Annotated in this window: 25 protein-coding genes; 12 read left to right on the forward strand and 13 right to left on the reverse strand. The window is 70.5% G+C overall.

The features are described from left to right. Window positions 1-165 precede the first annotated feature (165 nt). The 5 genes from JHE00_RS04550 to JHE00_RS04570 all read right to left on the reverse strand — a co-directional run bounded on the left by JHE00_RS04550 (window position 166) and on the right by JHE00_RS04570 (window position 3,992). Complete coding sequence (locus tag JHE00_RS04550) at window positions 166-1,092, reverse strand: hypothetical protein (RefSeq protein WP_200315016.1); 927 nt, start codon at window positions 1,090-1,092, stop codon at window positions 166-168. Continuing rightward, on the reverse strand, window positions 1,089-2,456 hold the full coding sequence (locus JHE00_RS04555; RefSeq protein WP_200315018.1) for a V-type proton ATPase subunit F family protein: 1,368 nt from the start codon (window positions 2,454-2,456) through the stop codon (window positions 1,089-1,091). The genes JHE00_RS04550 and JHE00_RS04555 overlap by 4 nt, the downstream gene beginning before the upstream one ends. Next, window positions 2,449-2,760: a DUF6403 family protein gene (locus JHE00_RS04560; RefSeq protein WP_200315020.1), complete on the reverse strand. Its 312-nt coding sequence runs from the start codon at window positions 2,758-2,760 to the stop codon at window positions 2,449-2,451. Before JHE00_RS04560 ends, JHE00_RS04555 begins: the two co-directional genes overlap by 8 nt. A 259-nt stretch (window positions 2,761-3,019) precedes the next feature. Continuing rightward, window positions 3,020-3,640 carry an antibiotic biosynthesis monooxygenase gene (locus JHE00_RS04565; RefSeq protein ID WP_200315022.1) on the reverse strand — a complete coding sequence of 207 codons (621 nt, stop codon included), beginning with the start codon at window positions 3,638-3,640 and terminating at the stop codon, window positions 3,020-3,022. Window positions 3,641-3,779: 139 nt separating this feature from the next. Next, on the reverse strand, window positions 3,780-3,992 hold the full coding sequence (locus tag JHE00_RS04570; RefSeq protein ID WP_200315024.1) for a hypothetical protein: 213 nt from the start codon (window positions 3,990-3,992) through the stop codon (window positions 3,780-3,782). A 114-nt stretch (window positions 3,993-4,106) separates the two neighbouring features. On the opposite strand from JHE00_RS04570, the gene JHE00_RS04575 reads away from it, so the two are divergent. Both JHE00_RS04575 and JHE00_RS04580 read left to right on the forward strand, forming a co-directional pair. Further along, a complete protein-coding gene (locus JHE00_RS04575; RefSeq protein WP_200315026.1) occupies window positions 4,107-4,724 on the forward strand; it encodes a hypothetical protein in 618 nt (205 codons plus the stop codon). Between the two features lie 315 nt (window positions 4,725-5,039). Beyond that, the gene (locus JHE00_RS04580; protein WP_230422799.1) at window positions 5,040-5,984 is read left to right on the forward strand and encodes a GH12 family glycosyl hydrolase domain-containing protein; all 945 of its coding nucleotides are present in this window, start codon (window positions 5,040-5,042) and stop codon (window positions 5,982-5,984) included. 6 nt (window positions 5,985-5,990) lie between these two features. Here JHE00_RS04580 and JHE00_RS04585 read toward each other — a convergent pair whose 3' ends face one another. From JHE00_RS04585 to JHE00_RS04605, 5 genes are all read right to left on the reverse strand, one after another. After that, window positions 5,991-7,406, reverse strand: coding sequence for an Nramp family divalent metal transporter (locus JHE00_RS04585; RefSeq protein ID WP_200315028.1), 1,416 nt, complete (start codon window positions 7,404-7,406; stop codon window positions 5,991-5,993). Between the two features lie 57 nt (window positions 7,407-7,463). Next, the gene (locus JHE00_RS04590) at window positions 7,464-8,081 is read right to left on the reverse strand and encodes a bifunctional 4-hydroxy-2-oxoglutarate aldolase/2-dehydro-3-deoxy-phosphogluconate aldolase (RefSeq protein WP_200315030.1); all 618 of its coding nucleotides are present in this window, start codon (window positions 8,079-8,081) and stop codon (window positions 7,464-7,466) included. Window positions 8,082-8,107: 26 nt separating this feature from the next. Continuing rightward, complete coding sequence (locus JHE00_RS04595; RefSeq protein WP_200315032.1) at window positions 8,108-9,838, reverse strand: IlvD/Edd family dehydratase; 1,731 nt, start codon at window positions 9,836-9,838, stop codon at window positions 8,108-8,110. Between the two features lie 115 nt (window positions 9,839-9,953). Beyond that, window positions 9,954-11,090 carry a mandelate racemase/muconate lactonizing enzyme family protein gene (locus JHE00_RS04600; protein WP_200315034.1) on the reverse strand — a complete coding sequence of 379 codons (1,137 nt, stop codon included), beginning with the start codon at window positions 11,088-11,090 and terminating at the stop codon, window positions 9,954-9,956. Next, entirely contained in the window at window positions 11,087-11,755 is a 669-nt protein-coding gene (locus tag JHE00_RS04605) for a GntR family transcriptional regulator (protein ID WP_200315036.1), read from the reverse strand. The genes JHE00_RS04600 and JHE00_RS04605 overlap by 4 nt, the downstream gene beginning before the upstream one ends. A gap of 123 nt (window positions 11,756-11,878) precedes the next feature. Between JHE00_RS04605 and JHE00_RS04610 the strand changes: the two genes are divergently transcribed. From JHE00_RS04610 to JHE00_RS04625, 4 genes are all read left to right on the forward strand, one after another. Continuing rightward, window positions 11,879-12,475: a TetR/AcrR family transcriptional regulator gene (locus JHE00_RS04610; protein WP_200315038.1), complete on the forward strand. Its 597-nt coding sequence runs from the start codon at window positions 11,879-11,881 to the stop codon at window positions 12,473-12,475. A 5-nt stretch (window positions 12,476-12,480) separates the two neighbouring features. Continuing rightward, entirely contained in the window at window positions 12,481-14,658 is a 2,178-nt protein-coding gene (locus tag JHE00_RS04615) for an MMPL family transporter (protein ID WP_200315040.1), read from the forward strand. Window positions 14,659-14,819: 161 nt separating this feature from the next. Further along, a complete protein-coding gene (gene nhaA / locus JHE00_RS04620) occupies window positions 14,820-17,417 on the forward strand; it encodes a Na+/H+ antiporter NhaA (protein ID WP_200315042.1) in 2,598 nt (865 codons plus the stop codon). Window positions 17,418-17,453: 36 nt separating this feature from the next. Next, on the forward strand, window positions 17,454-18,098 hold the full coding sequence (locus JHE00_RS04625; RefSeq protein ID WP_200315044.1) for a 4a-hydroxytetrahydrobiopterin dehydratase: 645 nt from the start codon (window positions 17,454-17,456) through the stop codon (window positions 18,096-18,098). A gap of 2 nt (window positions 18,099-18,100) precedes the next feature. Here JHE00_RS04625 and JHE00_RS04630 read toward each other — a convergent pair whose 3' ends face one another. After that, window positions 18,101-18,880 (reverse strand): FadR/GntR family transcriptional regulator, encoded by a 780-nt coding sequence (locus tag JHE00_RS04630; RefSeq protein WP_200315046.1) that lies wholly within the window; start codon window positions 18,878-18,880, stop codon window positions 18,101-18,103. Further along, entirely contained in the window at window positions 18,877-20,463 is a 1,587-nt protein-coding gene (locus JHE00_RS04635; protein WP_307831814.1) for an SLC13 family permease, read from the reverse strand. Before JHE00_RS04635 ends, JHE00_RS04630 begins: the two co-directional genes overlap by 4 nt. Before the next feature lie 170 nt (window positions 20,464-20,633). Between JHE00_RS04635 and JHE00_RS04640 the strand changes: the two genes are divergently transcribed. From JHE00_RS04640 to JHE00_RS04660, 5 genes are read left to right on the forward strand one after another with little or no spacing between them, the layout of a single operon-like run. Further along, the gene (locus JHE00_RS04640; protein WP_307831815.1) at window positions 20,634-21,713 is read left to right on the forward strand and encodes an isocitrate/isopropylmalate dehydrogenase family protein; all 1,080 of its coding nucleotides are present in this window, start codon (window positions 20,634-20,636) and stop codon (window positions 21,711-21,713) included. Then, on the forward strand, window positions 21,713-22,132 hold the full coding sequence (locus JHE00_RS04645; protein WP_200315050.1) for a VOC family protein: 420 nt from the start codon (window positions 21,713-21,715) through the stop codon (window positions 22,130-22,132). Before JHE00_RS04640 ends, JHE00_RS04645 begins: the two co-directional genes overlap by 1 nt. After that, window positions 22,129-23,394 carry a four-carbon acid sugar kinase family protein gene (locus tag JHE00_RS04650; RefSeq protein WP_200315053.1) on the forward strand — a complete coding sequence of 422 codons (1,266 nt, stop codon included), beginning with the start codon at window positions 22,129-22,131 and terminating at the stop codon, window positions 23,392-23,394. The genes JHE00_RS04645 and JHE00_RS04650 overlap by 4 nt, the downstream gene beginning before the upstream one ends. Beyond that, window positions 23,391-24,206, forward strand: coding sequence for a class II fructose-bisphosphate aldolase (locus JHE00_RS04655; protein WP_200315055.1), 816 nt, complete (start codon window positions 23,391-23,393; stop codon window positions 24,204-24,206). The genes JHE00_RS04650 and JHE00_RS04655 overlap by 4 nt, the downstream gene beginning before the upstream one ends. 9 nt (window positions 24,207-24,215) lie before the next feature. After that, entirely contained in the window at window positions 24,216-24,482 is a 267-nt protein-coding gene (locus JHE00_RS04660; RefSeq protein WP_200315057.1) for a hypothetical protein, read from the forward strand. 37 nt (window positions 24,483-24,519) lie between these two features. Here JHE00_RS04660 and JHE00_RS04665 read toward each other — a convergent pair whose 3' ends face one another. Next, a complete protein-coding gene (locus JHE00_RS04665) occupies window positions 24,520-25,701 on the reverse strand; it encodes a helix-turn-helix domain-containing protein (protein WP_200315059.1) in 1,182 nt (393 codons plus the stop codon). A 141-nt stretch (window positions 25,702-25,842) separates the two neighbouring features. Here JHE00_RS04665 and JHE00_RS04670 point away from each other — a divergent pair, with 141 nt between their 5' ends. Beyond that, entirely contained in the window at window positions 25,843-26,184 is a 342-nt protein-coding gene (locus JHE00_RS04670; protein WP_200315061.1) for a hypothetical protein, read from the forward strand. Window positions 26,185-26,192 lie beyond the last annotated feature (8 nt).

The raw sequence follows: 26,192 nt of genomic DNA on the forward strand, positions 1-26,192 counted from the left end.
TCGCGACACCCGCGGCGACGAGCCGGATCGACCAGAATGGGGACACGTCGCTGAACTCCCGAATGCTCGAGCACTCAGGACGAGCGCTGCCGTGGCCCCCGATTCTGCCGGATCAATCGCTCCCGCAGATCACGATCCGGCCTTTTCGTCGCAACTCACACCGGATCACCGGCCGTTGCTCGACGTTGTCCGGTCGACGATCTCGGCCAGGTTGCGAGCCCTGCGGTTCATCACCTGGACCTTGTCGATGAGTGCGGCCGTGCTGCTCTCGTTCGCCTTGGCGAGTTTGGCCAGCAGCCTGGTGTAATCGCCCACCAGCGTCGGATACCTCGCCACGAACGAGCGCTCCTTTTTGGAGGCGGTCGAGCTCTTCACGCGCCGCCGCAACCGCGAGTACGAGCCGTCGAGCTCGATGATCTGCTGAGCGAGCGCCGCGGCTCCCGCGCTCAGCACGCGGCGGGAGTCGTGCGCGGCGTCCCTGCTTTCCCGGCGAGCCGCGGTGAACCTGCCGACCCTGCGCGCGCCCAGGTAGACGATCGTCGACCCGAACACCACCGCCCCGATCGCGGCTGCCGCCAGCAGGTACCGGGGCAGCGACAGGGTGATCACGCGCGCGCCGTCCGGCACGACCTCCGCCTTGACGAGCAGGTCGTAGTTCACGGTCATGACCTTGAGCGCCTCCAACGGCTCGTCGAGGAACTCGTCGATGCCACGGACCGTCAAGGCCTCGACGGTCGAGCTGGTGCCGACCTCGTCGCTGATCCGGTCGCACGCATAGGTCTCGTAGTCGTCCTCGCCCGCGCTGATCGGCACCAGGACCGTACCGCCCGTGGCGTTGCCGGTGTCGTCACAGACCCGGCTCAGGTCGGTGCCCGGTCCGACGAACGCGACGGTGAGGGCGCGGTTGCCGATGATCCGCTCCGCGGCGGCCTCGTCGACGTCGACCTCGGGTGCCACGTAGACCGACGACACGCGCAGCTTCTCCGCGACCGGACCGTCGAACAGCCCGCTCGTCGCCAGCGCCCACACCGCGAGCGCACCGCAGCCGATCAGGGCCACCACCGCACCGACGAACAGACCTGGTTTCCTCATCGGAGCCTGCCCTGGAGGTAGTTGCGCGGACGGTAGGCGTCGCGGCCGAGCAGCCGGGCGGTGTCGTCGAGCTCGTTCTCGGCGTCGTCGAGCAGCCTCCGCACCTGGCGGGCGGGCAGCTCGGACTCCAGCGCCTCTCTGGCCGCGTCGAGCTTGCCGATCCCGCGCGTCAGCGAGGGATCGCTGCGCTCGTCGGTCAGCCCGGACACCTCGATGGTCAGCGCGGTGAGCCCCGCCAGGCGTGCGCGCGGGCCCTGGAGGAGCGACCCTCGGCGGCTCGACAGTGGTCCGAACGACAGTGCGACGAAGCCCACCACGCAGGCCGTGAACAGCCACGGCAGCGCGGGCAGGGTCACCGTCAGCGGATCAACCGGCACGTACGGCAGCGGCCGGTCGAACAGCCCGGCGTAGCGGACGTCGGTGACGCGGTCGAGCCACACACCGAGCACGTTGGTCTGCGGGTAGTCGTAGCGGGAGAGCCGGTCGGCGAAATGAGCGTAGAACACGGTTGCCGACAGCCGGGCGAAGTCAGTCGCGTTCGGACCGTGGTACTCGATCCACGAGCCGTACATCACCACGACCGGCCGGTCCGGGAAGAGCCGCGTCAACGCGGGCCCGTACCGGGGCACCGCCTCACCGAACTCCTGCATGGGCAGCGCGACGTAGAGGGCGTCCTCGTCCGGGAACGCCGCCGCCGAGGACTCCTCTGGCACGCGCTCGAGCGTCGCGCCGTCGGCCACGTGCACCCCGTCGGTGCGCAGGTCGGCGGCGACAGCGTCGAGCTCGGCGCCGGTCGGCTCCCGCCACGGGAAGTCGGAGCTCAGCTCCGGATCCTCCCGTTTCTCCAGGCTGCTGATGAGCCTGACCAGGTGGCCGGTGATGTCCCCGGTGGCGAACTGGGAGCGCCAGCCGGTGATCCGGTCGGCGACGGCCACGTACAACCCGCCGGTGGACCTGGTGCCGACGACGGTGAGGACGGTCTCCTCGAGATCGGCCTCGACGGTCATGACGCGGCGTCGCTCGGCCTTGTCCAGCCCTGGTGGGGCGACCAGGATGCGGACGTCGGAGTCGCCGATCACCTCACGGACGGCCTGCTCGTCCCACCGCGCGATCGATCCGGGCAGCCGCACCACGGGATCGGCGGCGATCATCTCCTTCATCTCCGGGACCGACGGCACGGTGGCGTCGCTCAGCGAGACGTCGTCGTCCTCCGTGATCCCGGACTGCGAGGGCGACTGCCCATAGCTGACGTCGACGTCCTGCGTTCGTTGCGCCAGGAGGAAGACCACGAGCACCACCACGGCAGCGCCGAGCAGCGTCCAGCGCGCCCACTCCTTCGTGCGCCGGACGGTGCGCTCAGCCACGACGGGCCTCGCGCCAGAGCCGGTCGGCCCGCTCGGCCAGCGCGGCCGCCTCGTCGGCCGCGCCAGCGCCGCCCCGGTCGGCGGCGATCGACTCCGCGCGCGCGAGCAGCTGTTCGGCCTCCGCGACCTGGTCCTGACACGCGTCGCGGCTGACCGAGGCACTGTCGATCGCGGCCCTCGCCGTGGACCACGCCGTGCGCCGCCGCAGGTCACGGGCCCGCAGCCGGGGCAGCAATGTACTCGCGACGCCGGCGGCGACGAGCACGACGCCACCCACGAGCCAGATCAACCAGGACGGTGGCACGCTGCTGAACTCCTGAGTGTGCGAGCACTCAGGGTGAGCGCTGCTGTGGCCCTGATTCTGCCCGATCAACCGAGCGCCGAGATCACATTCCGGCGTTTCCGTCGCACATTCCCACCGAAATGATCACGGTCGGTCCCGCCTCGACCGCGAGCGGTGATCGAAGTCCATTGTGGACCAGTGGGTACCGGGTGGTACGACGGCGCTGACGCACCACCCGGACTCCGGCGGCGCAGGCGGGTGGAGGCCGCCCGCGCCGACGTCACACCAGTTCGGGCACGTGCAGGTGCGCGAGCGTCAGTTCGAACTCACCGACGTCGAGCAGCTCGGCCCCGACGTCACCGAGCACGGCGGCCCTGATCTCGTTGGCGCGCTCGCGGTTGCGGCCCAGCGACTCGATGCTGTCGTAGGCCACCGACACCACGCAGCGGCCGGAGTCGCGGTCCATCATCATGCTCGCGCTGCAGAACCCGTCCAGCCGTTCCACCGCGGGCAGCGCGGACTCGGTGAACACGGCCACGAGCTGGTCGATCCGGGCGGGATCGACCCGCATCCACGTGGCGCGGGCGCAGGCGCTCGCACCCGCACGGTGATCGCGGTGCAGCGCACCGATCTCCCACTCGTCCACGGTCACGTCGCCGCCGAGCCGTTCGGCCACCTGGTCCCGCAGCACGTCCGCGGCCTTGGCGCTGGCGTGCATGGCCTCTCTCGACTCCCACGCCGTGGTGACCACGCAGCGCCCGTCCTGCCGGTCGACGAGCATCGACAACCCGATGCACCCGTCCATCTCCATGACCGTGGGCATCACCTTGTCGCGGATGTGCGCCACCCCGTCGTCGATGGCTTCCGTCCTCGCCCGGATCGTCGTGGATCGCGCGTACACGATGCACCTCCCGCCGTCGGGGCGGCGCCCCGGTGACGCCACCGTGAGGCCCACGCTCCTCCCCCGGTTCCGCACGGGCAAGGCCGGGCGCGGCCGGAGTTTGTCACCCGCAGCGCGAGCCTCGCCGGTCAGCTCGCGGTCACGCGGCGTGCTGGCAGGCGGGATAGGTGAAGTAGCCGGCGTCGCCGCCCTGGTAGTAGGTCGTCTCGTCCGCCGGGGCGATCGGCAGGGCTGTGCGCAGGCGCTCGACGAGGTCCGGGTTGGAGATGAACGCGCGGCCGAAGCTGATCAGCTCGGCACCGAGCCCGAGCCAGTGGCCGGCCTCGGTCCGGCCCGCGTGTTTGGGGCTCATCGGCAGGACGACAGCTGCCTTAAGAATTCTCACCTGTACGAACATGGATCAGGTGGGGCAAAATGTAAGGCAAGACCAATCTGCAAACATCGCAACAGGGCAGTCGAATCAATCATGAAGAAACTGATCATCGCGGGGACTATCGCACTAGGCGCTTTCGGCATTTCGGCGTGCGGCGGAGGTGAAGCAAGCCCGGAAGATCCACAGCAGTCCGTCTGGATGGATTCCGGAACGCCACCCGAGAACGACTCGGGCGTACCAATCGAGCCTTGGGAGACAAATGAGCGCGGAAACATGCCCCTCACCGAGGGCGACACGTTCACCTTTCCCTCTGCGATGGGCGCGGAGGGCGACGCGAGCTTCACCTTGACGAAGGTCGACACTGAGCCAACGTGTGATCCTGATGCTATGGCATACGCGGACAATCCACCAAAGGTGATACTTTTGCACTTCACTGTCCAGACCGGAAGTGATCCCGAGACGATCTCTTGGCTTACAGATGTCTTTGCCGGCGAGTCATTCAAGTACTTGGACAATGGTGTCAGTCGATCTCTGCCCAACATGGTTATGTGCACATACGACTCTGGCGCGGACCCGTGGTCCTACGGCCAGAACCAGAAGTATGAATCAATACTGGAAACCGGCGCGACGAACGAGCACGGCACACTGATCTTCGAGAACTTCGATTACCAGTACTACGGTGGACCTGCAGGATGGGAAATTCAGTACTAGACCCAGGTCATCCATCAGGGCATAAAAAACCCACGAGCAACGCCACATGATTATCAGTGATTCAGTCTGCCGCGGGGAAGCCGTGGGCAAACAGTCAGCCGGTGTCATCAGATGTCACGCGCGAGGAAGATCGTAATGATACGCGACCGCGCCCATAAGTCACCAGATGTACCCGTATGTCCACAGATGGTGAGGTGCAAGTCAGAAACGCGGTGACGACAGCTGCGATCTTGCGGCGATCCGAGTACGTTCCACAGCCATGCCGGAGAACCCGGCCCGTACGACGCCAGTGGGGGATGTCAGAAAGCGGAAAGCATGACCCGAAAAGCCTGGGCGACGCTGTGCGCGCTCTGCCTGCTCGTCCCGGCCGCGGGCGGTTGCCTGCAACGCGGCGAGTCGGCCGGAGTCCCGTCGACCCCCTCCAGCTCGTCGAGAACGGCCTCCGCGCCGGTCGCCCACCAAGCTCCCACCACCCCGGACGACTCCGGGCCACCCCGCTCGAGCACGCCATCGTCCACCAGCGTGCGAGCCGCCGCGCCGCCGCCGGAAACTCCCCCACCACCTGCCACCAGCTCCACCGCGCGCCCGCCTGAGGCCGCGTGCACCGATCCGGTCTGGCAGAGCAGTGAGCCCGACGCGATGGAGAACCTGGGCGGCTACTGGGTCCACAACAACGCGTGGAACAGTGGCCCGGGAATGAGCCAGACGATCCGCGCCTGCTCGGAGAAGTCGTGGAACGTCGAGGCCTCCGGCATGACGGGCGAGGACGTGAAGAGCTACCCGAACGCCCACCACGACATCGACTACCCGGACGGCAGGCACCTGTCGACGTGGTCCACCATCACCAGTCGCTTCGCGGGCGCCGGCCCCGGCAAGGGCAGCTACAACGTCGCCTACGACCTGTGGCTCAACGGCATCGGCTGGGCCGACGGCCACACCGAGGTGATGGTGTGGACGGAGACCCACGGCGGCGCCACGCCGCTCGGCAGGGTCGTCGCCACCTACACCGCGCCGGACGGCAAGGCCTACGACGTGTGGAAGTACGGCTCCCCCGCCGAGATGAACGTGGTGTCGTTCGTCTCCAAGGACCCGCAGTACGCGGGCACTCTCGATCTCAAGGACCTGATCGACTGGGCCGTCGCGAGCGGCTACGTCCCCGCCGATCCCACGGTGAACCAGATCGACTACGGGATCGAGTTCAGGGACACGGCGGGAACGAGCCGCTTCACCGCCTCCGACTTCGCGGTGACCATGCGCTGAGCGACGCTACGAGCCCGCGACCTTGATGCCGAACACCTCCAGCACCGTGTAGATCGCCAGCAGGAAGATGGCGATGCTGCTGATGACGAACGCGGCGGTGAGCCAGCGGTTGCGTTTGAAGCGCGCGTCCACCTCGAGCGTGCGCAACCGCCACACGGCGATGAGCACGGCGAGCAGGAAGATCCCGGTCGCGATCGCGCCGATCTGCATCATCACCAGCGGCGACTGGACGAACAGGAACATCACCAGCCACAGCACGGGCAGGGTGAAGGTGAAGATTTTCAGCACCCGCGCGCGAACCGTGACGTCGTGCCAGTCGATCACCCCGAGCAGCCCGAGGGTGTTCGTCCACAGTCGAGGGACGGCGGCCGCGGACGCGATGTTGGTCGAGAACAGCACCACGATGGCGCCGAACAGGAACAGGATCTCGGCCCACGAACCCAGCGTGTCGGTGTAGATCCGCGACACCGTGGTGATCACGGCGTTGCCCTCGGGTACCAGGTTCTGTGGATGCAGCACGCTCGCGCCCACCACGTAGAAGGACAACGTGGTGACCGTGCAGATGAGCCACGACACGAACACGTCGAGCTGCATCACCTTGATCCAGCCCTCGGCACGCGTGGCCCGTTCCTCGGTGCCGTCGTCGGGGCCGGTCCAGCGCGCGTAGCCCTTCTCCAGGCACCAGTAGGTGTAGTTGGTCATGTCGTCGGCGCCGACACCGGTGGAGCCGAACATGGCCACGGCGAGACCCACAGTCCCGGCGGGGATCGCGAAGCTCAGGCCGTCGGCGAAGTCGCCGGGGCTGTAGGAGAACGGGGTGAACGGCAGCACCAGCACGATGGCGACCGTGCTCAGCGTGAAGATCGCGACCGACCACGTGGTGAGCGCCTCGACGACGCTGTAGCGGTTGCTGCGCAACAACCCGATCGTCAGCGCGGTGATGAGCACCGCCCACACCGACAGCGATCCGGAGCTCAACGGCTCGCCGACGATGGGCCACAGGATCGAACACGCGGCGGCCGTTCCGCCGATCACGCCGCCGCGTTGGAAGTTCTTGGCGAGGTCGAGTCCGATCCAGAGCCAGTTGATCCAGCCCATGCGGCCGATCTTCGGCGGGACGGTGGCGTACCCGGCGAGTGCGGTCTTGCCGTTGAGGATCGCCCAGCGGGCCAGCTCCATCTGGACCCAGACCTTGACCGTGGCGCCGACGATCACCATCCACAGCAGGACGAATCCCGCGCGTGCGCCCAGCGAGGTCGTGACGATCAGCTCGCCCGAACCCACCACCGAGGCCGTCAGGATGATGCCGGGGCCCAGGTATCGCAGCCGACCGCGCAGTGTCGTCGGCGCTTCCCTGGTGTCCTCGGCACGGAGCCGGTAGGCGTCCTCGAGCTCCGCCCCCGGCGCGTCTTGGGTTGACATGGAAAGGCTTCCTTTCGGCTCGGCGTCGTTGCCGGTGTCCGCCGCGGCGGAGTTGCGCTAGCGGGTCGCGGCCACGAGACGGCGTGCCTGCTCCGTCAGCGCGGCGGTGTCGGCCGGGTCGCCGAGCAGCTGGACGCCGACGCCCACGCCCGCACAGCCCGCGTCGAGGCACTCGCGCGCGAGGTCCGGGCCGACTCCGCCCGTGGCGAGCATCGGCACGTCGGGCAGCGGGCCCTTGAGCTGGCGCACGTAGTCCGCTCCGACGGGCGCAATCGGGAACACCTTGACCAGGTCGGCGCCGAGCCGGGTGGCGCGGACGACCTCGGTGGCGGTGAATGCGCCGGGGATCACGCCGAGGTCGAGTTCCTTCGCCCGCTCGATCACGGCCTCGTCCACGTGCGGGCAGACGACGAAGCGCGCGCCGGCGTCGGCGGCGCGGGAGACGTCGTCGCGGGTCATCACGGTGCCCGCCCCGATCGGCAGGTCGCCGCCGTACTTCTCGTGCAGCGCCGAGATCGCGGCGAACGGCTCGCCCGCGTTGAGCGTCACCTCGAACAGGCGGATGCCCTGCGCGTACAGCAGCTCGGTGAGCTCCAGACACTGCTGCTTCGACTGACCGCGGTAGATCACCATCGCGCGGTGCTCCAGCACCCGGCTCAGGACGTCGTTGGCCATCGTGTTCCTCTCTCGCGTCGGGTGTGTCAGAGGTGCCTGCGGGGCACGGCGTGTCCGCGCCTGCCCGTGAGGAAGTCGAAGTCGGCGCCGGTGTCGGCCTGGCGCACGTGCTTGCGGTACAGCCACGCGTAGCCGGAGCCGGTGTTCTCAGTGGGGGCGAGCTCGGCGGCCCGGCGGCGCAGCTCGTCCTCCGGCACGTCCATGTCGATGCGCCGCCCCGGCACGTCGAGCGTCACGGCGTCGCCGGTGCGCAGCAGCGCGAGCGGGCCGCCGGCCGCCGCCTCGGGCGCGACGTGGAGCACGACCGTGCCGTAGGAGGTGCCGCTCATGCGGCCGTCGGTGATGCGGACCATGTCCCGCACGCCCGCGTCGAGCAGCTTCTTCGGGATCGCCAGGTTGCCGATCTCGGGCATGCCCGGGTAGCCGGAGGGCCCGGCGTTGCGCACCACGAGCACGGTCGAGGCGTCGACCGGGAGGTCGGGCGAGTCGGCCTGGTCGTGGTACTCCTCGATCGTGTCGAAGACCAGCGCCGTGCCGGTGTGGTGCACCAGGTCCTCGGACGCGGCCGACACCTTGATCACGGCGCCGTCGGGCGCGAGGTTGCCGCGCAGCACGGCGGTGTGGCTCCCGGCCTCGCGCAGCGGTTCGGCGCGGCCGCGGATCACCTCGGGTCCCCAATTCCGCGCGTCGGCGCAGTTGTCGCCGAGGCTGCGTCCGGTGACGGTGGCGGCGTCGGTGTGCAGCAGGTCGCCCAGCTCCTTGATCACCGCGGGCACGCCGCCCGCGTAGGCGAACTCCTCCATGAGGAACCGGCCGGAGGGCAGCAGGTCCACGAGCAGCGGGACCTGTTCGGCGAGCGTGTCGAAGTCGTCGAGCGCCAGGTCCACCTCCGCGCGGCCCGCGATCGCGAGCAGGTGCACCACGGCGTTGGTGGAGCCGCCGATGGCCGCGTTCACGCGGATCGCGTTCTCGAACGACCTCCGGTCCAGAATGGACGACGGGGTCAGTCCCTCCTCCACCATCTCCACGACCCGGCCGCCCGCGTGCTCGGCGATGCGGTACCGCTGCGCGTCCACCGCCGGGATCGCGGCGCTGCCGGGCAGCGACAGGCCCAGCGCCTCGGTCAGGCACGCCATGGTCGAGGCCGTGCCCATCGTGGTGCAGTGCCCCGCGCTGCGGGACAGGCACGCCTCCGCGGTGGAGAAGTCCTCCTTGCTCATCCGGCCCGCACGGACCTCTTCACTGAACTGCCACACGTGCGTGCCGGAACCGGCGTCACAGCCGCGGAACTTGCCGTTGAGCATCGGTCCGCCGGTGACCATCACCGCGGGCAGGTCGGCGCTGAGCGCACCCATCAGCTGGGCGGGCACCGTCTTGTCGCAGCCGCCGAGCAGCACCACGCCGTCGAGCGGGTTGGCCCGCAACGTCTCCTCGACGTCCATGGACATGAGGTTGCGGAACAGCATCGCGGAGGGCCGCATCAGCGTCTCGCCGAGCGAGATCGTCGGGAACTCGAGCGGAACGCCGCCTGCCATCAGCACGCCGCGCTTGACCGCCTCGGCGACCTGGCGCAGGTGGGCGTTGCAGGGTGCCAGGTCCGACCAGCTGTTGCAGATCCCGATCACGGGCCGCCCGTCGAACATCGACGCCGAGTACCCCTGGTTGTACATCTTCGACCGGTGGACGAAGCCGAGCTTGCCGTCGAGGCCGAACCACGCGGCGCTCCGCCGGGGGGACACGTCGTTGTCTGGATGCATCGTCGCTCCACAGTGAGGCAGTTCTACATGCAAAGTAGATCCGCAGCATAGATTTTTACAAAGTTACATGCAATATCTGGGTACAGTTGTCTCCCGCGAAGATCCGCGGGAGACGTCAGTCGCCGGTCGAGACCTCGGTGTCGGTCACCGCGGCGACCGCCGTCTCGTCGAGTCGGGCGCCCAGCCCGGGTGCCTCCGGCAGGTCGATGAGGCCCTTGTCCGGCACGGGTGGACCGACCAGCAGCGGATCGCGCAGCGGGTTGTCCCTGACGTCGTACTCGAGCCCGGCGACCGGGTCGGACATCGCCGCCAGCTGCAGCGTCGCCGCGAAGGCCACCGCGCCGCCGTAGAGGTGTGGCAGCACGGACTTGCCGTGAGCGCCGGCGAGCTGGCAGATCGCCAGCCCCTCGGTGAGCCCACCGGTCTTGGCGAGGTCCGGCTGCAGGATCGCGATCGCGGGCGAGGCGGCGAAGTCCCGGAACTCGGCGACGCCGTAGAGGTTCTCCCCCGTCGCGATCGGCAGCCCGGTGCGGCGGTGCAGCTCCTCCAGCCCGGCGAGCGGGTTGCCCCGCAGCGGCTCCTCGATCCACTCGACACCGGCGTCCGCGAGCAGCGGCGCCATGGCGACGGCCTCAGCGACGTCCCACGCCTGGTTGGCGTCGGCGTAGAGCGCCACGTCCTCGCCGATCGCCTCGCGTGCCTCGGCCAGGTTGCGCTCATCGGCCGCGCGGCCGAAGCCGAGCTTGACCTTCACCGCCGTGTGCCCGTCCGCGACGCACTCGCGCGCCTTCGCGGCGACGTCGCTCGGGCCGAGGCTGCTGGCGTAGACCGGCAGCCGGTCGCGGACGCGGCCACCGGCCAGCGCGCTCACCGCCGTGCCCGCCCGCTGCCCGGCGAGGTCCCACAGCGCCAGGTCGGCGCCGCTGATGGCCTGCCGGATCGGCCCCGGCGCGCCCCACTGCCTGCCCAGCGGGTCGAGCCGCGAGCACAGTTGCTTGTGCAGCGCGGAGATCCGCGTCGCGTCCTGGCCCAGCAACAGCGGGAACACGCCGTCGCGCAGTGTCGCGATGCGCTCGTGGGCCGCCCACGGCGGGTAGTTGATCCAGCTCTCGCCGCGGCCGGTGAGACCGTCGTCGGTCGTCACCTCCACGAGCACGATCGAGCGGTCGCGCAGCGGAGAGAACGACATCGCGATCCCGTCGCCGACGGGCGCCCGCAGCACGCGGAGGCGGGCCCCGACGATCCGGCTCACTCGCCGGCCTCGGTCTGCTGCAGCAGCACGGTGCGCAGGCGGAAGATGTGGGCGCGGGCGGCCTGCTCGGCCGCCGTGGCGTCGCCGGACTCGATCGCGGTGAGGATCGCGCGGTGGTCGTCGATCGCCTGCCGTGGGCCCGCGGTCACGGTGGTGGTGCGCATGGCCAGCCGCACCTGGGTCTGCACGTCGTCGAGCAGCCGCACGAGCTCCGGGTTCGCGGCGGCCTCGCGGATGAGGCGGTGGAACCGGAGGTCGGCCTCGGTACTCGCGGCCAGATCGGCGGTGCGCATCGCGGCCTCGTGCTCGTCGAGCGCTTCCTTCAGCGCGCGCACCAGCTTGCGGCCCGCGTTCTCGACGGCCAGCCGCGCGGCCAGCCCTTCGAGCACCTCACGGATCTCGTAGATGGAGGCCAGTTCGGCGGTGCCGACGCGTGCGACGACGGCGCCGCGACGCGGCTCCTCGCGGGCCAGCCGCTCCTGCACGAGCCGGAGCACCGCGTCGCGCACGGGGCTACGGCTGACCTCGAGCGACTCGGCGAGCGCAGGCACACTCAGGCGCGCACCGGGAGCGAGCTCGCCGGTGAAGATCATCTCGCGCAACCGTTCGTAGACCGCGTCGGCGACCCTGGTGCGCGTCGCGGTCTTCTCGTTCACTCCGACCATGGCCGGAGTTTACATGCAAACAGAAAGATTTACATTTCCCATCGATCAGGGTGATCGAGACCACCGACCATTTCGGTCGGTATACCTACCGTACTGGTCGGTACCGCGCGTAAGGTCGGAAACATGGCACGCACCTTCCGGCAGGACGCGGACGAGCGGATCCTCGACCGCGCCGCGGCGCTCTTCGCTCAGCGGGGCTTCGCCCACACCTCGCTGCAGGCTCTCGCCGATGCCGTCGGGCTCTCCAAGGCCGGACTGCTGCACCACTTCCCCAGCAAGGAAGCGCTCTACGACGCCGCGCTCAACATGGGAAAGGTGCAGGGCGAGGCGCTCTTCGACCCGGCGCTGCGGCTGCCGGTCGGGCCGGAGCGCGACCGGCTCGCCGTGGAGCTGCTGATCGACTTCGCGCTGGAGCGCCCCGGTCTGGTGGCGCTGGCGTCGCGGTCGATCACCACGCTCGGCAGCGAGGAGGAGGACCCCGCCGACGCGACCGGCGCGTTCGCCTTCGAGGTCTTCGGGGTCGATCCGGAATCGGATGACCCCGAACGAGTGGCCAGGGTGGCGGGAATGCTCGGCGCCCTGGTCGTGCTCATCCTGGTCGCCAACCACCTGGGGGACAAGACCACGTGGCGGCGGCACATCATCTCGACCTGTCTCGACACGCTCGGCCACCGTAGTCCGGGCCTCCCGTCAACCGACCACGCTCAGGTGGAGGCCTGATTCGCATGGCAAAGCTGTTGTACCGACTCGGCATGGGCGCCCACCGGCGCAGGCTGGTGGTCGTTCTGTTGTGGCTGGTGGTGCTCGCCGGATCGGCACTCGGCGCCGTGACGCTGGCAGGCAACACCTCCGACTCCTTCTCCATCCCCGGTCAGGAATCGACCACGGCGATGGAGAAGATCCAGCAGGAGTTCGGCTCCGGCGGTGGCGCTTCCGCCCGCGTGGTGGTGCAGGCGCCCGAGGGGCAGACGCTGACGACGCCGGAGAACGCGGCGCAGATCGGCGAGCTCGTGGCCGAGCTGAACACGTTGCCCGGCGTGACGTCGGCGACCGATCCGCTGGACCCGAACGCTCCCGCCGTCAACCCGGAGCAGACCACCGCCTACAGCACGGTGACCTACGACGCCGGCCCCGGTGAGGTCTCGGCGGAGGAGCGGGACGCGCTGACGGCCGCCGCGGACGACGCCCGCACCGGAGGGCTGACGGTCGAGGTCGGCGGCGACATCTCGCAGCAGGCTCCCGAGATCGGCGGCGCCGCCGAGATCATCGGCGTGGTCATCGCGCTGCTGGTGCTCGCGCTGACGTACGGAACACTGATCACCGCTGGGATGAACCTGTTGACCGCCGCCGTCGGCGTGGGCATCGGTGTCCTCGGCATCACGATCGTCACCGGCTTCACCGAGCTCAACTCGACGACGCCGATCCTCGCGACGATGCTGGGCCTCGCGGTCGGTATCGACTACGCCCTGTTCATCATCAACCGGTATCGCCAGGAACTGCGGCAGGGTGCCGACGTCGGCGCCGCCATCGGCACGGCGGTGGGCACCGCCGGTTCGGCCGTGGTCACGGCGGGCATCACGGTGGTCATCGCGCTGGCGGGCCTCGCCGTCGCGGGCATCCCGTTCCTCACGCAGATGGGTATCGCGGCCGCCGCGACCATCGTCGTCGCCGTGCTGATCGCGATCACGCTCGTGCCCGCGGTGCTCAGTTTCCTCGGCCAGCGCGCACTGCCCCGCAAGCAGCGCGCGGCCGCGGCCGAGCAGAACGAGGTCGCCGAGCGCGGTTTCTACCGCGGCTGGATCAACGGCGTGACCAAGCACCGCGTGGTGTCGCTGCTGGTGTCGGTGCTCGCGCTGGGCGCCGTCGCGATCCCGGTGGCCTCCATGCAGACCACGCTCGTGCCGACCGCCCCGGAGGGCTCGACGCAGGCCAAGGCCGAGCAGCTGCTCGCCGACGGCTTCGGCGACGGCGTCAACGGTCCCCTCGTGGTGCTGTTCGAGGGCGACAACGCCGCGCAGCAGGCCACGCAGGCCTCCGGCGCCATCGCCGACCTCGGCGACGTCGCGCTGGTGGCGCCCGCCATGCCGAACGCGGACAACACCGCGGCGCTGCTCAACGTCATCCCCAAGTCCGGCCCCGCCACGGCCGAGACCGAGCAGCTCGTCAACGACCTGCGTGACCAGTTGTCCGATGTGGACGGCGTGAACACCTACGTCACCGGCTCCACCGCGGTGAGCGTGGACGTGTCCCGCACCGTGGACGAGGCGCTGCCGGTGTATCTCGCCGTGGTCGTGGGACTGGCGCTGGTCCTGCTGGTGCTGGTGTTCCGGTCACTGCTCGTGCCGCTGATCGGCGTCCTCGGGTTCCTGCTGACCATCGGCGCCTCGCTCGGCTCCACGGTCGCGGTGTTCCAGTGGGGCTGGCTGGCCGACGCGGTGAACCTCGACTCCACCGGGCCACTGATCAGCCTCACCCCGATCATCGTGATCGGCATCCTGTTCGGGCTCGCGATGGACTACCAGGTCTTCCTGGTCTCCCGGATGCACGAGGCCTATCACCACGGCCGCTCACCCAAGGACGCCGTGACCATGGGCTTCCGGCAGGCCGCCCCGGTGGTCGTGGCCGCGGCGCTGATCATGTTCTCGGTGTTCGCGGGCTTCGTCCCGTCGGGTGACGCGACGATCAAGTCCATCGCCTTCGCGCTGGCGGTCGGCATCCTCGTGGACGCGTTCGTGGTCAGGATGGTGCTCGTGCCGGCCGCACTGGCCCTGCTCGGCGACCGCGCGTGGTGGCTGCCGGGCTGGCTGCGCTGGCTGCCGGTGCTCGACGTCGAGGGCACCGCGCTCACCGAGAAGAACGACACCGCACGCGACGACGAGAAGGCACTCGCGGGCAACCGGTAGCGCACGAGAAGGCGGCGCCGGCCCCTGTCCCTCACGGACGGGAGCCGGCGCCGTCGTGTGTCCGGAGGACGGCACCGGGAAGGCTGGCTAGGCTTACGGGTCGAACGCCTCGCGCAGCGGCGCGCCGGAAGAGGCACCCCTCCGACGAGAGGATCCCGTCCGTGACGACCCGCACCGCGCCAGCCGAGCGCCAAACCGTGCTCACCCGGCTCTCGGAGCGCATGTCGCAAGCCGTCACCGGCGAGACCGCGGGCGCTGCCCTGCTGGTGGCCGCCACCGTGCTCGCCCTGGTGTGGGCCAATTCCCCGTTCGGCGGCAGTTACGAACAGCTGTGGCACACCGAGTTCTCGGTGAGCTTCGGCAGCGCGGAGGTGTCGCAGGACCTGCGCCACTGGGTCAACGACGGCCTGATGGTGTTCTTCTTCTTTCTCATCGGCATGGAGGTCAGGCGCGAGCTGTCGATGGGAGAGCTGACCCATCGCGACCGGCTCGTCGTGCCCACCGCCGCCGCGGTCGCGGGGCTGGTCGTGCCCGCGCTGGTCTATCTCGCGATCAACAGCGACGGCCCGGGCGCGGCGGGCTGGGGTGTCGCGATGGCCACCGACACGGCGTTCGTGCTCGGCGCGCTGGCCCTGCTCGGCAACCGCGTGCCGGCCCAGCTTCGGGTGTTCCTGCTGTCGTTGTCGGTGGTGGACGACATCGGCGCGCTGTCGGCGATCGCGCTGTTCTACTCCGACGACATCGACCTCGGCGCGCTCGGCATCGCGGTGCTGTGCGTGTTCGCGTTCATCGCGCTGGCCAGGTTGAAGGTCTGGCGCGGGCCCGCGTACTTCGCCGTCGGCGTGGTGATGTGGCTGGCGATGTACAGCTCCGGGGTGCACGCGACGATCGGCGGCGTGGTGCTGGGCCTGCTCGTGTCGGCCTACCCACCGCGGCGCACCGAGGTCGAGCAGGCCGGTGCGCTGGCGAGGGCGTTCCGGCAGTCGCCGCAGGCGTCGCTGGCCCGCGCCGCGAAGCTCTCGGTCGAGCGGGCGGTGTCGCCCAACGAGCGCATCGGCACGCTGCTGTCGCCGTGGAGCGCTTTCTTCGTCGTCCCGGTCTTCGCGCTCGCCAACGCCGGGGTGCGGCTCGACGGTGACCTCCTCGGCAGGGCGCTGTCCTCCCCCATCACGCTCGGCGTGTTCGTCGCGCTGGTGCTCGGCAAGCTCTTCGGCGTCGGCATCGCGGCGAGCGCGGTGGTGAAGTCGCGGCTCGGCGCGCTGCCGCCCGGGCTCGACCTGTCCACGATCTGGGGCGGTGCCGCGCTGTGCGGCATCGGCTTCACGGTGTCGCTGTTCGTGGCCGACCTCGCCTTCCCCGACCCGGCGCTGCGGGAGGAGGCCACGGTCGGGGTGCTCGCCGCGTCGGTGGTCGCGACCGCGCTCGGGGTCGCGCTGCTGCGGGTGGCCGGTGCCCGCAACGCCCAGCGCCATCCCGAGCACACGCGCCTGGCCCAGCCCGTCGACCCGGAGACCGACCACATCCGCGGCCCCGAGGACGCGCCGTTGACCCTGGTCGAGTACGCCGGGTTCGAGTGCCCGTTCTGCGGTTACGCCACCGGCGTGGTCGAGGAGCTGCGGGAGCGCTTCGGCGACGACCTGCGCTACGTGTTCCGGCACCTGCCGCTGACCGAGATCCACCCGAGGGGCGACCTCGCGGCCGAGGCGTGTGAGGCGGCGGGCGCGCAGGGCGCGTTCTGGGCCATGCACGACCGGCTCTTCGCGCACCAGGACCAGCTGGAACCGGGCGATCTCGTGGACCACGCGGCCGCGCTCGGGCTCGACCTCGAACGGTTTACCCGGGAGCTGGGCAGCGGCGTGCACGGGGCACGGGTGCGCGACGACGTCTCCGGCGCCGACGCCAGCGGCGTGCACGGCACTCCGACGTTCTTCATCAACGGTGTGCGTCACACCGGCGCGACCGAGACCGAGGAGCTGGCGGCCGCGCTGCGCGCCGCACTGCCCGGGGCGCCCGCGCAAGAGCCGCCGCGCGTCGTGGAGACCAACGGCGCCACGCCGGTGACGCTGTCTCCGCCGGTGGCCCTGCCCGCGCTCGACGATCCCGGTGGCGAGGAGACCCCCGACGGGGCGGGCGCGTTCCCTCGGCTCGACGCCACGCAGCTGGCCGTGCTGCGCCGGGTCGGGCGGCGCAGGCGCACCACCGCTGGCCAGGTGCTCCAGCGCGGAGGGTCGACCGACTCCGACTTCATCGTGGTGCTCGAGGGCACCGTGTCGGTGCTGGAGCCGGGTGAGCACGGCGCGCCGAGGATCAGCGCGATCCACGGCCAGGGCCGGTTCATCGGCGGACTCAACCTGCTGTCCGGGCAGCGGCCGGTGCGCTCGATCGTCGTGCGCGACCCCGGGGCGGTGCTCGTCGTGCCGCTCGACCGGCTGCGGACGGCGCTCAACAGGGACACCGGCCTCGCCGACACGATCCTGCGGTCGTTCCTGCTGCGCAGGGCGGTGCTCATCGGCAGGGCCACAACGTTCCGCGTGATCGGCGACCGCCGCACCCAGGAGAGCCGCGAGCTGCACGAGGTGCTGGCCGAGGGCGACATCCCGCACGAGTGGCTCGACCCCGTCGACGATCCGGCGGCACGGCGGCTGCGCGAGGAGGTGGCTCCCGGCTCCGCCGAGCCCGTGGTGCTCGCGCCGGACGGCCGGGTGCTGCTGCGCCCGACGCTGGACGAGCTGCGGCCGCCGCCGGGCACGGCGGACTGACGCGCCGGCGCCGCTGACCGCATCTAGGGTCGGGACATGACACAACCGAACCCGGCTCTCGGCGTCGAACAGGTCGAGCTGGCGGACTGGCGGTGGTTGCTGGGGATGCTGCGAGCGCGGTTCGAGGCCGGTTCGTTCGGAGCGGGAGCCGAGTTCGTCGCCGTGGTGGGGCGCCTGTGCGACGCCGACGACTCGCATCCCGACGTCGATCTGCGCGCGGGGCAGGTTCAGTTCGTGCTGCGCGACCACGACACCGGCGGGGTCACCGAACGCGAGGTCCGGCTGGCCGAGCGGATCAGCGCGCTCGCACTGGAACACGGGCTCACGCCGGTCCCGGACCGGGTGCAGGTGCTGGAGCTGGCTCTGGACACGCCGGAACGCGAGGCGGTGCTGCCGTTCTGGGCGGCCGTGCTCGGCGGCGACGAGACGGCCGGTCAGGTCGCCGACCCGGCGCGCGAGCTGCCGCCGTTGTGGTTCCAGACCACCGGTTCGACCGCACCGGACCGGCAGCGCTTCCACCTCGATGTGACCGTGCCACCGGAGCTCGCCGAGGAGCGGATCACCGCGGCGATAGCGGCGGGCGGCCGCGTCGTCGACGACGGCCACGCTCCGGCCTTCGTCGTGCTGGCCGACCCGGACGGCAACAAGGCCTGCGTCTGCACGGAACTGGGGCGGGACTGAACCTAGGGCACTTCCGGCTGGTTGGTCTCCTGCCAGTACTGGAAAACAGCCGACAGGTGCGCGCTCATCGCCACTCTCGCTCCGGTCTCGTCGCCCTCCACGATGGCGTCGAGGATCGCCTGGTGCGAGCGCACGGCCTCCTTGTACGCCGAGGGCAGCGCCAGGTTGTGCCTGCGCACGGTGACCAGACTGGTGTGCAGCGACGACAGGATCAGCTCGATCACCTCGTTGCCGGTGATCCGCGTGATGATCGAGTGGAACGCGACGTCGGCGTCGGCGGCCGCCGCCAGGTGCCCCGGAGACTCGCGCAGGGTGCGCATCGACTGCTGCAGCGCCTCGACGTCGGCCGGGCTCGCCCGCACCGCCGCGACCCCCGCCGCATGGGACTCGATGAGCTCACGCACCTCGTGGATCGAGCGGTAGTCGAGGCGGTTGTCGCGCAGGTACAGCACCAGTGCCTCCTGCGCCCGTTCGGGCGCCACGGCCGTGACGGTGGACCCGCTGCCCCCGCGGGGCGAGACGACGCCTCGCCCCGTCAGGTGGCTGATCGCCTCGCGGATGACCGGCCGGGACACCCCGAACTCGGTCGCGAGGTCCCGCTCGTTGGGCAGCTTGTCACCGGTCCGCAGCGAGCCCTCGCGGATGCGCCGCAGCAGGTTGCGCACCACGTCGTCGGAGCGGCGCGCGTCGGGGTCCGTTCTCCGGCTGGGGGATGGTGCTGACAGCGCTGCCTCCTCGTGGCGTCCGTTCGGCTGGGACGAGTCTATGCCCGCGTCACTCATGTCAGGCCCAGAACGCTGCCCATCACGAGCACGCCCACGGTCACGAACACGGCGGCGAGCACGTCGAAGACGATGCCGCTGCGCACCATCTTCGTGATCGGCACCGCACCGGTGGCGTAGACGAGCGCGTTCTGCGGAGTCGAGATCGGCATCATGAAGCCGAACGACGAGCCGAACGTCGCGGCGAGGCCGGGCAGCATCGGATCGACCCCGGCGGCGATGGCGATCGGGATGACGATCGGCACCACGATGCCGACGGCGGCGAGGTTGCTGCCGATCTCGGAGATGAGGATCGCCAGCAGCACGGCGGCGAAGGTGAGCACCACGACGTTGGCACCGCCGAAGGCCGAACCCAGCGCACCGCCGACCCGCTCGGCCAGGCCGGTGTCGGTGAGCTGCGCGCCGAGCGCCGCGCCACAGATGATGAACAGCAGCGTGCCCCAGTCGGTCTTGACCGCGTCCTGCCAGGTGATCGTGAAGGTGCGGGTGCGCCGCTCGGTGGGCAGCAGGAACAGCAGGCAGGCGCCGAGCACGGCGACGATGCCCTCGTCGAGGGTGTCGGCCAGCGTCTCGTAGACGGCGGAGTCGGAGCCGAACACGAGCGCGGAGATGCCGGGCAGCAGCCAGCCCACGACCACCAGCGAGAACACGATGAGCGTGTTCCACTCGCCGCGCGTGAGCGGGCCGCGGGAGTCGCGCTTGGCCGCCATCGAGGCGGCGAGGCCATCGAGCTTGCTCACCTCGGGCTTGTTGAGCTTGACGAGCAGCAGCAGGAGCGCGGCGAAGAGCGGGATGGCGAAGGTGAAGGCGATGGCCGACCAGTTGAAGAAGCTGATCTGCTGTCCGCTCGCCGACTCCAGCAGGTCGCGGCCGATGAGCTGGTGCGGCGCGCCGACCGGGGTCAGCACGCCACCGATGCTCGCGCTGAAGGCCAGCATCAACAGCAGACAGGTGGCGATCCGCAGCCGGGTCGGGTCCTGCGCGCCCGCCTGCTTGGCGATGGCGACGATGATCCCCAGCACGGTCGGCAGCAGCATCGCGACGGTCACGGTGTTGCTGACGAACGCCGAGAACACGGCCGTCACAACACCGACGGCGACGATCACCCTGATCACGGAGTTGCCGACCCAGCGCGAGGCCAGCACGACGTAGGCGGCGCGTTCGGCCAGCCCGTGCTTGAGCAGTCCTTGCGAGAGGAAGAACGCGCCCAGGTAGAGCAGGACGATGGTGTTGCCGAAGGAACTGAGCACGTCGTCAGCGCCGTTGACTCCGAGCACGACCATGAGCGCGACGCTGAGCAGCGACGTCGCCGGGATCGGCATGGCCTCGGTGAGCCAGAAGATGACGGTGAAGGCGAATACCGCGGCGAGTGCCTGCTGGTTCCACGGCAGGTCGAGCGGCAGCACCAGCAGCAGGAGCGCGACCAGCGGACCGAGCACCAGACCGGAGGTCTGCCTGCGGCGTTCGAACTTCGCCTCGGCCTCGGTCATGGTCGACTCGTCGATGCCTTGATAGGCCTTGAACTGCTCCAGCCCGGCCGGGGCCGCACCACCCGAGGCGGGTGGGTCCACTTTTTCGCTCACGTGCTCGTCCTTTCCACACTGAGGGACGGCCGCAATATTGGTCTTACCGCTTTGAGCTGTCAAGCGTGAGTTCTCGGGGTTGCGTCGCATAATGCATGCCAGGTAGACATACCGGTGATTCAAAGCGGTATGACCAAAGGGGTTGGCAGCAAGTGGGTAACTACACCGTCGTGGCACTACCCGGAGACGGGATCGGCCCGGAGATCACCGACGTCGCGCTGAAGGTGCTCGACCGGGTGGTGGAACTGGTCCCCGGACTGGACGTCACCGTCGACTCCCACGACGCGGGCGCCGAGCGGTGGCGCAGCACCGGCGTCGCGATGCCCGACGAGACCTTCGACGCGTGCGAGTCCGCCGACGCCATTCTGATGGGCGCCATCGGCCTGCCCGACGCGCGGCACCCCGACGGCCGCGAGGTCAACGGCGACGTGATCTTCCGGCTCCGGTTCGCGCTCGACCTCTTCGCCGGCATCCGCCCCGTGCGCAGCCTGCCCGGCGTCGCCGACACCCTCGCGGGCGGCAAGCCGATCGACTACGTCGTGGTGCGCGAGAACGTCGAGGGTCTCTACGCGTCGCGGACCGGCGGCACCAACGTGCGCGGCGAGGTGGCCACCGACACGATCGTGATCACCGCCAACGGCACCAGGAAGGTCTCCGAGATCGCCTTCGGGCTCGCGACGAAGCGCGGCGGCCGCCCGCTCGACGGCCGCAAGATGGTGACCTGTGTGGACAAGGCCAACGTGCTGAGCTCGTACGCCTTCTTCCGCTCCGTGTTCGACCAGGTGGCCGACGAGCACACCGACATCGAGCGCGACCACGTCTACGTCGACGCGATGACCGCGTTCCAGGTGCAGCGGCCGGACCACTACGACGTGGTGGTGGCCGAGAACATGTTCGGCGACATCATCTCCGACCTCGCCGCCGCGACCGTCGGTGGACTCGGGCTCGCCGCCTCCGCCGACGTCGGCTACGACCACGGCATGTTCCAGCCCGCGCACGGTTCCGCGCCCGACATCGCGGGCCGCGACCTCGCCAACCCGACCGCGATGGTGCTCTCCACCGCGATGCTGCTCGACTGGCTGGGCGAGCGCCACGACGACAAGGCCGCCCTCGAGGCCGCCGCGAAGATCGACGCCGCCACGCTGAAGGTGCTCGCCGAGGGCACCACCGTGACCGCCGACCTCGGCGGCTCGGCGAGCTGCACCGCGATGGGCGACGCGATCGTCGCCGCCCTCGACGGGCAGGCGTGATGGCCCAGGGCACCACGGTCTCGCTGATCGACCATGTCGCGATGGCCACGCGGGACGCGTCGGCCACCGCCGGCTGGTTCGAGCGCACTCTCGGGCTGCGCCGCGGGCACGACGAGGTGGTGGAGGACGCGGGCGTGCGGCTCGTGTGGCTCTACCCGGGCGAGCACTCCCCCGGCGGGCAGGCCGCGGCGATGCAGATCGTCGAGCCGCTGCGGCCGGGCCCGGTGCGCGACCATCTCGACTCGCGGGGCGAGGGCCTGCACCACGTGTGCTTCGTGGTGCCCGATCTCGCCGGTGCGCTCGGCGAACTCGCCGAGTCCACCGAGCGGGCCTTCACCGGTGGTTTCGGTTACCCGTGCGCGTTTCTCGACCGGCAGCCGGAGGGGTGCGCGATCGAACTCGTGGAGAGGGCGGCATGAGCGGCGAATCCAGGCCCGGCAAGGTGGTCGTCCTCGACGACGACCCGACGGGAACCCAGACGACGCACGACATCGACATGGTGCTGGCCGACATCGACGCGGGGCTGCGCCGGTTCGCGGCGAGCGACGACCGCGGCGTGTACGTGCTGACCAACACGCGTGCGATGACGCCCGCCGAGGTCACCGAGCTCCTCGGCGGGCTCTCCCGGTCCATTCACGACACGGTGGGCCCCGACGCACTCGTGGTGCTGCGCGGTGATTCCACGCTGCGCGGCCACATCGCACTGGAGATGAACCTGCTCGGGCTGGCCGACGCGGTGGGCGTGATCGTGCCCGCGTTCCCCGCGGGCGGGCGCACGACCAGGGACGGTGTCCACTTCGTCCGGACAGCCGAGGGCGAGCTACCCGCGGCCGAGACGGAGTACGCCAAGGACCCGGTGTTCGGCTACAGCCACAGCAGGCTCACCGACTGGGCCCGCGAGGCGGGCCTGACCGGCGACCGGACGCCGCTGCCGCTCGCCGAACTGCGCGAGCGCGGAGCGGAGGCCGTGACGGCGGCACTGCGCGCTGCCCGGCCGGGTTCGGTGCTGCTGCCCGACGTCGAGACCGACGACGACATCGCGCTGATCGCCGAGGGCATCACCGCGGCCAGGGAGTCGGGACGTCGCGTGGTCGTCCGCTCGGCGGCGACGCTGGCCGCCACGCTCGCGGGTACCTCGGCCAAGCAGGTGGTTCCGCCCCGGGCGCAGGCTGTGCTCGTGGCGTGCGGCTCGCACACCGACGGCGCGACGCGGCAGCTGGAACGCCTCGGCGCTCCGGTCCGGTCGCTGCCCGACGCCGAGCGGCTGCTCGATGAGAGCGACGACGCGGCGGCCGAACTCGACGCGCTGGCCGCGGCACTGCGCGCCGAGCTGGCCGAGACGGGCCTGGCCGTGGTGGCGAGCCCGCGCAAGCGCAGCGCGGGCCACGGCGGGCTGGAACACGGCGCGGCGATCATGAGCGCGCTGGTGCGGGTCGTGCGTGCCACGGCCCCGGCGGCGGACGTGGTGGTGACCAAGGGCGGCATCACCGGAGCCGACATCGCCACGCGGGCGCTCGACGCCGACGTGGCGCACGTGCTCGGTCAGGTGGTCACGGGTGTACCGCTGTGGCGGCTGAGCCGCACCGGAACCGGAGCCGGGTACCAGGTGGTGGTGCCGGGCAACGTCGGCAGTGACGACGTGCTGCGCGACATCGTGGACATGGTGCGGGGCACGGCGTGAGGAACCAGCTCGCCGAGGCCCGGCGTGAGCGACGTCCGCTCGGCGCCTTCACGTGCTACACCCTCGACACCGCGGCCGGGGTGCTCGACGCCGCCGAGTCGGCGGGCGCTCCGGTGGTGCTGCTCGTCTCCGACGCGGCGTTGCGCGCACCGGCGGGCCCGCGCCTGCTCACGGCGCTGGTGGCGATGGCGCAACGAGCGGCCGTTCCCGCGTGGGTGCAGCTGGACCACTGCCCCGACCTGGAGCGCATCCGGCAGGCGCTCGACCTCGGCGCGGGCGGGGTGATGGCCGACGGCTCGCGGCTCGACGACGCCGCCAACCTGGAGTTCACGCGCGAGGCGGTCGCGCTCGCGACGCCGTACGGCGCGGCGGTGGAGGCCGAACTCGGCCGCATCGAGGGCGACGAGGACATCGACGTCGCCGCCGCGGCAGGCGCCTTCACCGACCCGGCGGCGGCCGAGGACTTCGTGCGGCGCACGGGAGTCGACTGCCTGGCCGTGGCGATCGGCAACGTGCACGGCTCCTACCGGCACGAGCCGCGACTGGACTGGCAGCGGCTGGCCGACATCGCGGACCGGCTGCCGGTGGCGGTGTCGCTGCACGGCACGTCCGGCCTGCCCGCCGATCAGCTGCGGCGCGCGCACGAGCTCGGGGCGGTGAAGTTCAACGTCAACACCGAACTGCGCCGCGCGCACGTCGGCGAACTGCGCCGGGCACTGGACGAGGCCCCGGCGAGCACGGATGTGCTGGCGTTGACCGAACGCCTCAGGGCCACGGCGGCGGAGACGACGGGCCGGTTCCTGCGCCCGTAGGGTGCGCGGATGCCCGACAATGACGATGCCGCCCGCAGTCGTGCCGTGGTGCTCGCCGCACTGCTGATCGCCATCGAGCGCCGCGACGCCCTGCTGGCCGCGCTGTGGCAGACCGAGGACGAGCAGGGCGCGCGCGACGCGGTCCAGCGGGTGCTGGGCGTGTCCGAAGTCCAGGCCCGCGCGGTGCTGGACCTGCAGCTGCGCAGGTTCACCCCGGCGACGCTGGAGAGTCTGCGCGCCGAGTACGACCAGCTGCGGCACCTGCTGGAGGACTAACCCGGATCGAGAGTCCGATGTGGACTAGCACCCGGCGTCAGACCTGGATCCCCGCCCAGCGCGCGAACCCGGCGAGCGTGTCGTCGCGGCGACGTCCCTGCTCGGCGATCCCGCGCACGGTCTCGTGCACCTGAGGGTGGAAGCGGGTGTTGTGCGGCGCGATCGCGCGCGCGGTGTTGAGCTGTACCAGCGCTTCGCCTCGATCGCCGTGGAGCAGGTACGCGCGTGCCATGTCGATGTGGTGGTGGGCGACGCGTTCGGGCCGGGCGCGGTCCTCCACCCGGACCAGCGTCGAACGGCGGACCGACTCGGTTCCGTCGTACTGCTCGACCGGCAGCGCACACCAGTGCACCAGCACGTTCGTCGCGGACGCGTCGATGCCGTGGACCGGTCGCTCCGGCGGGGAGAACTGCTCGATCAGGGCCTTCGCCTCGCTGAGATACTCGTCGGCCTCGCGGCCGTCGCCCGCGCGCGCGGCGAGCACGGCCGAGCGGAGGTCGAGTTGCACGGCCACGGCCAGGTCGACTCGATCGGTGCCGAGGTGTGCGCGTGCCCTCCCCAACATCCGTAGCCCGGACCGGTAGTCGCCGTGCCGAAGGTAACGGGTGGACCGGTGAAACGCCGAGATCGCGATCCGCCGGGGCTCGCCCGTCGACGGCGCGAGCTGAATGTGCCGCTCCGACGCGAGCGCGGCGACGTCGGCCTGCCGGAACTGACCCGCGACGCTGGCCGCCATGCGATATCCATCGTGCAGCAGGGCCCGTCCTTGTTCCCCAGCGACACCGTCGCGATCGGCGAGGACGTAGAGATGGTGCAGCAGCGCCGGGATTTCCCTCGCCGTCTCCGTGTAGCGGAGCCCACGGAGGCGGCGGGAGAGATCCGCCGCTCGTTCGGTCGCGACCGCGAGGGTGAGCGGCTGTCCGTCTGGCCGTGGATCGTCGTGGGAGTCGAGCGCCCTGCGCAACTCTGCCAGGCTCGCGGACTCGTCGCTGGGTTGCCCGACCACCGCGACGTGCTCGGTGCCGTTGAGATGATCGGCACCCACGCCGAGAGCGTGAGCAACGGCGCCGACGAATCCCGAGGACGCGGGTTTGCTCCCTCGTTCCACCTGGCTGACCAGACTCATCGAGACATGGGCGCGCTCGGCGAGTTGCTGCTGCGTCAGGTTCGCGAGCTTCCTCGCCGCCGCGACGCGCTGGCCGATGGACTGCTCGGTCATCTGGACTCCCTGCCACGGGGGTGCGTCCGCACTGACTGTACCGGTGCGAATGCTGTGCGAGTTCGTCCACGTGCTCGCTCCTAGCATCAAGAAGATGACAGAGAGCTACCCTCCCGCCCGTCACCACGGGCAGGTCCTCCGGTGAGTTGGCTGCTGCGCGGCGACGGGCGCGTCACCAGGATCGGCGCCGACGGCTGGCCCGTGCGCGGCGACGAACACGGAGTCGCACCATCCGCGCTCCTGCGCGACACGGCATGCCTGCTCGATGGGTGCGAACCCGGGCTGCGGCTCACCAGGACGACGTCCGAGCACGTCATCGTGCCCGACGGCGCCGTGTTCCTGCGCGAGTGGATGCGCGGTGCCGCCGTGGACCTGGAGGGCGTCACCGATCCCCCGGCGACCGCGCTCGACGCGGACATCCTCGATCCGCTCACGCCGCTGGTCGAGTTCGCCCACGAGGTTCGCGCGCGCCTGCGTTGCTGACACAGTGG

Origin of the sequence: Prauserella cavernicola, assembly GCF_016595675.1 — a bacterium.
GTDB lineage: Bacteria > Actinomycetota > Actinomycetes > Mycobacteriales > Pseudonocardiaceae > Prauserella_A > Prauserella_A cavernicola.

What these genes read in the sequence shown, in the direction of transcription:
- JHE00_RS04550 (WP_200315016.1), bottom strand. Translation starts at nt 1,092, where the DNA reads ATGAGGAAACCAGGTCTGTTCGTCGGTGCGGTGGTGGCCCTGATCGGC.
- JHE00_RS04570 (WP_200315024.1), bottom strand. Translation starts at nt 3,992, where the DNA reads ATGAGCCCCAAACACGCGGGCCGGACCGAGGCCGGCCACTGGCTCGGG.
- JHE00_RS04575 (WP_200315026.1), top strand. Translation starts at nt 4,107, where the DNA reads ATGAAGAAACTGATCATCGCGGGGACTATCGCACTAGGCGCTTTCGGC.
- JHE00_RS04580 (WP_230422799.1), top strand. Translation starts at nt 5,040, where the DNA reads ATGACCCGAAAAGCCTGGGCGACGCTGTGCGCGCTCTGCCTGCTCGTC.
- JHE00_RS04585 (WP_200315028.1), bottom strand. Translation starts at nt 7,406, where the DNA reads ATGTCAACCCAAGACGCGCCGGGGGCGGAGCTCGAGGACGCCTACCGG.
- JHE00_RS04590 (WP_200315030.1), bottom strand. Translation starts at nt 8,081, where the DNA reads ATGGCCAACGACGTCCTGAGCCGGGTGCTGGAGCACCGCGCGATGGTG.
- JHE00_RS04595 (WP_200315032.1), bottom strand. Translation starts at nt 9,838, where the DNA reads ATGCATCCAGACAACGACGTGTCCCCCCGGCGGAGCGCCGCGTGGTTC.
- JHE00_RS04605 (WP_200315036.1), bottom strand. Translation starts at nt 11,755, where the DNA reads ATGGTCGGAGTGAACGAGAAGACCGCGACGCGCACCAGGGTCGCCGAC.
- JHE00_RS04610 (WP_200315038.1), top strand. Translation starts at nt 11,879, where the DNA reads ATGGCACGCACCTTCCGGCAGGACGCGGACGAGCGGATCCTCGACCGC.
- JHE00_RS04615 (WP_200315040.1), top strand. Translation starts at nt 12,481, where the DNA reads ATGGCAAAGCTGTTGTACCGACTCGGCATGGGCGCCCACCGGCGCAGG.
- JHE00_RS04625 (WP_200315044.1), top strand. Translation starts at nt 17,454, where the DNA reads ATGACACAACCGAACCCGGCTCTCGGCGTCGAACAGGTCGAGCTGGCG.
- JHE00_RS04630 (WP_200315046.1), bottom strand. Translation starts at nt 18,880, where the DNA reads ATGAGTGACGCGGGCATAGACTCGTCCCAGCCGAACGGACGCCACGAG.
- JHE00_RS04645 (WP_200315050.1), top strand. Translation starts at nt 21,713, where the DNA reads ATGGCCCAGGGCACCACGGTCTCGCTGATCGACCATGTCGCGATGGCC.
- JHE00_RS04650 (WP_200315053.1), top strand. Translation starts at nt 22,129, where the DNA reads ATGAGCGGCGAATCCAGGCCCGGCAAGGTGGTCGTCCTCGACGACGAC.
- JHE00_RS04660 (WP_200315057.1), top strand. Translation starts at nt 24,216, where the DNA reads ATGCCCGACAATGACGATGCCGCCCGCAGTCGTGCCGTGGTGCTCGCC.
- JHE00_RS04665 (WP_200315059.1), bottom strand. Translation starts at nt 25,701, where the DNA reads ATGACCGAGCAGTCCATCGGCCAGCGCGTCGCGGCGGCGAGGAAGCTC.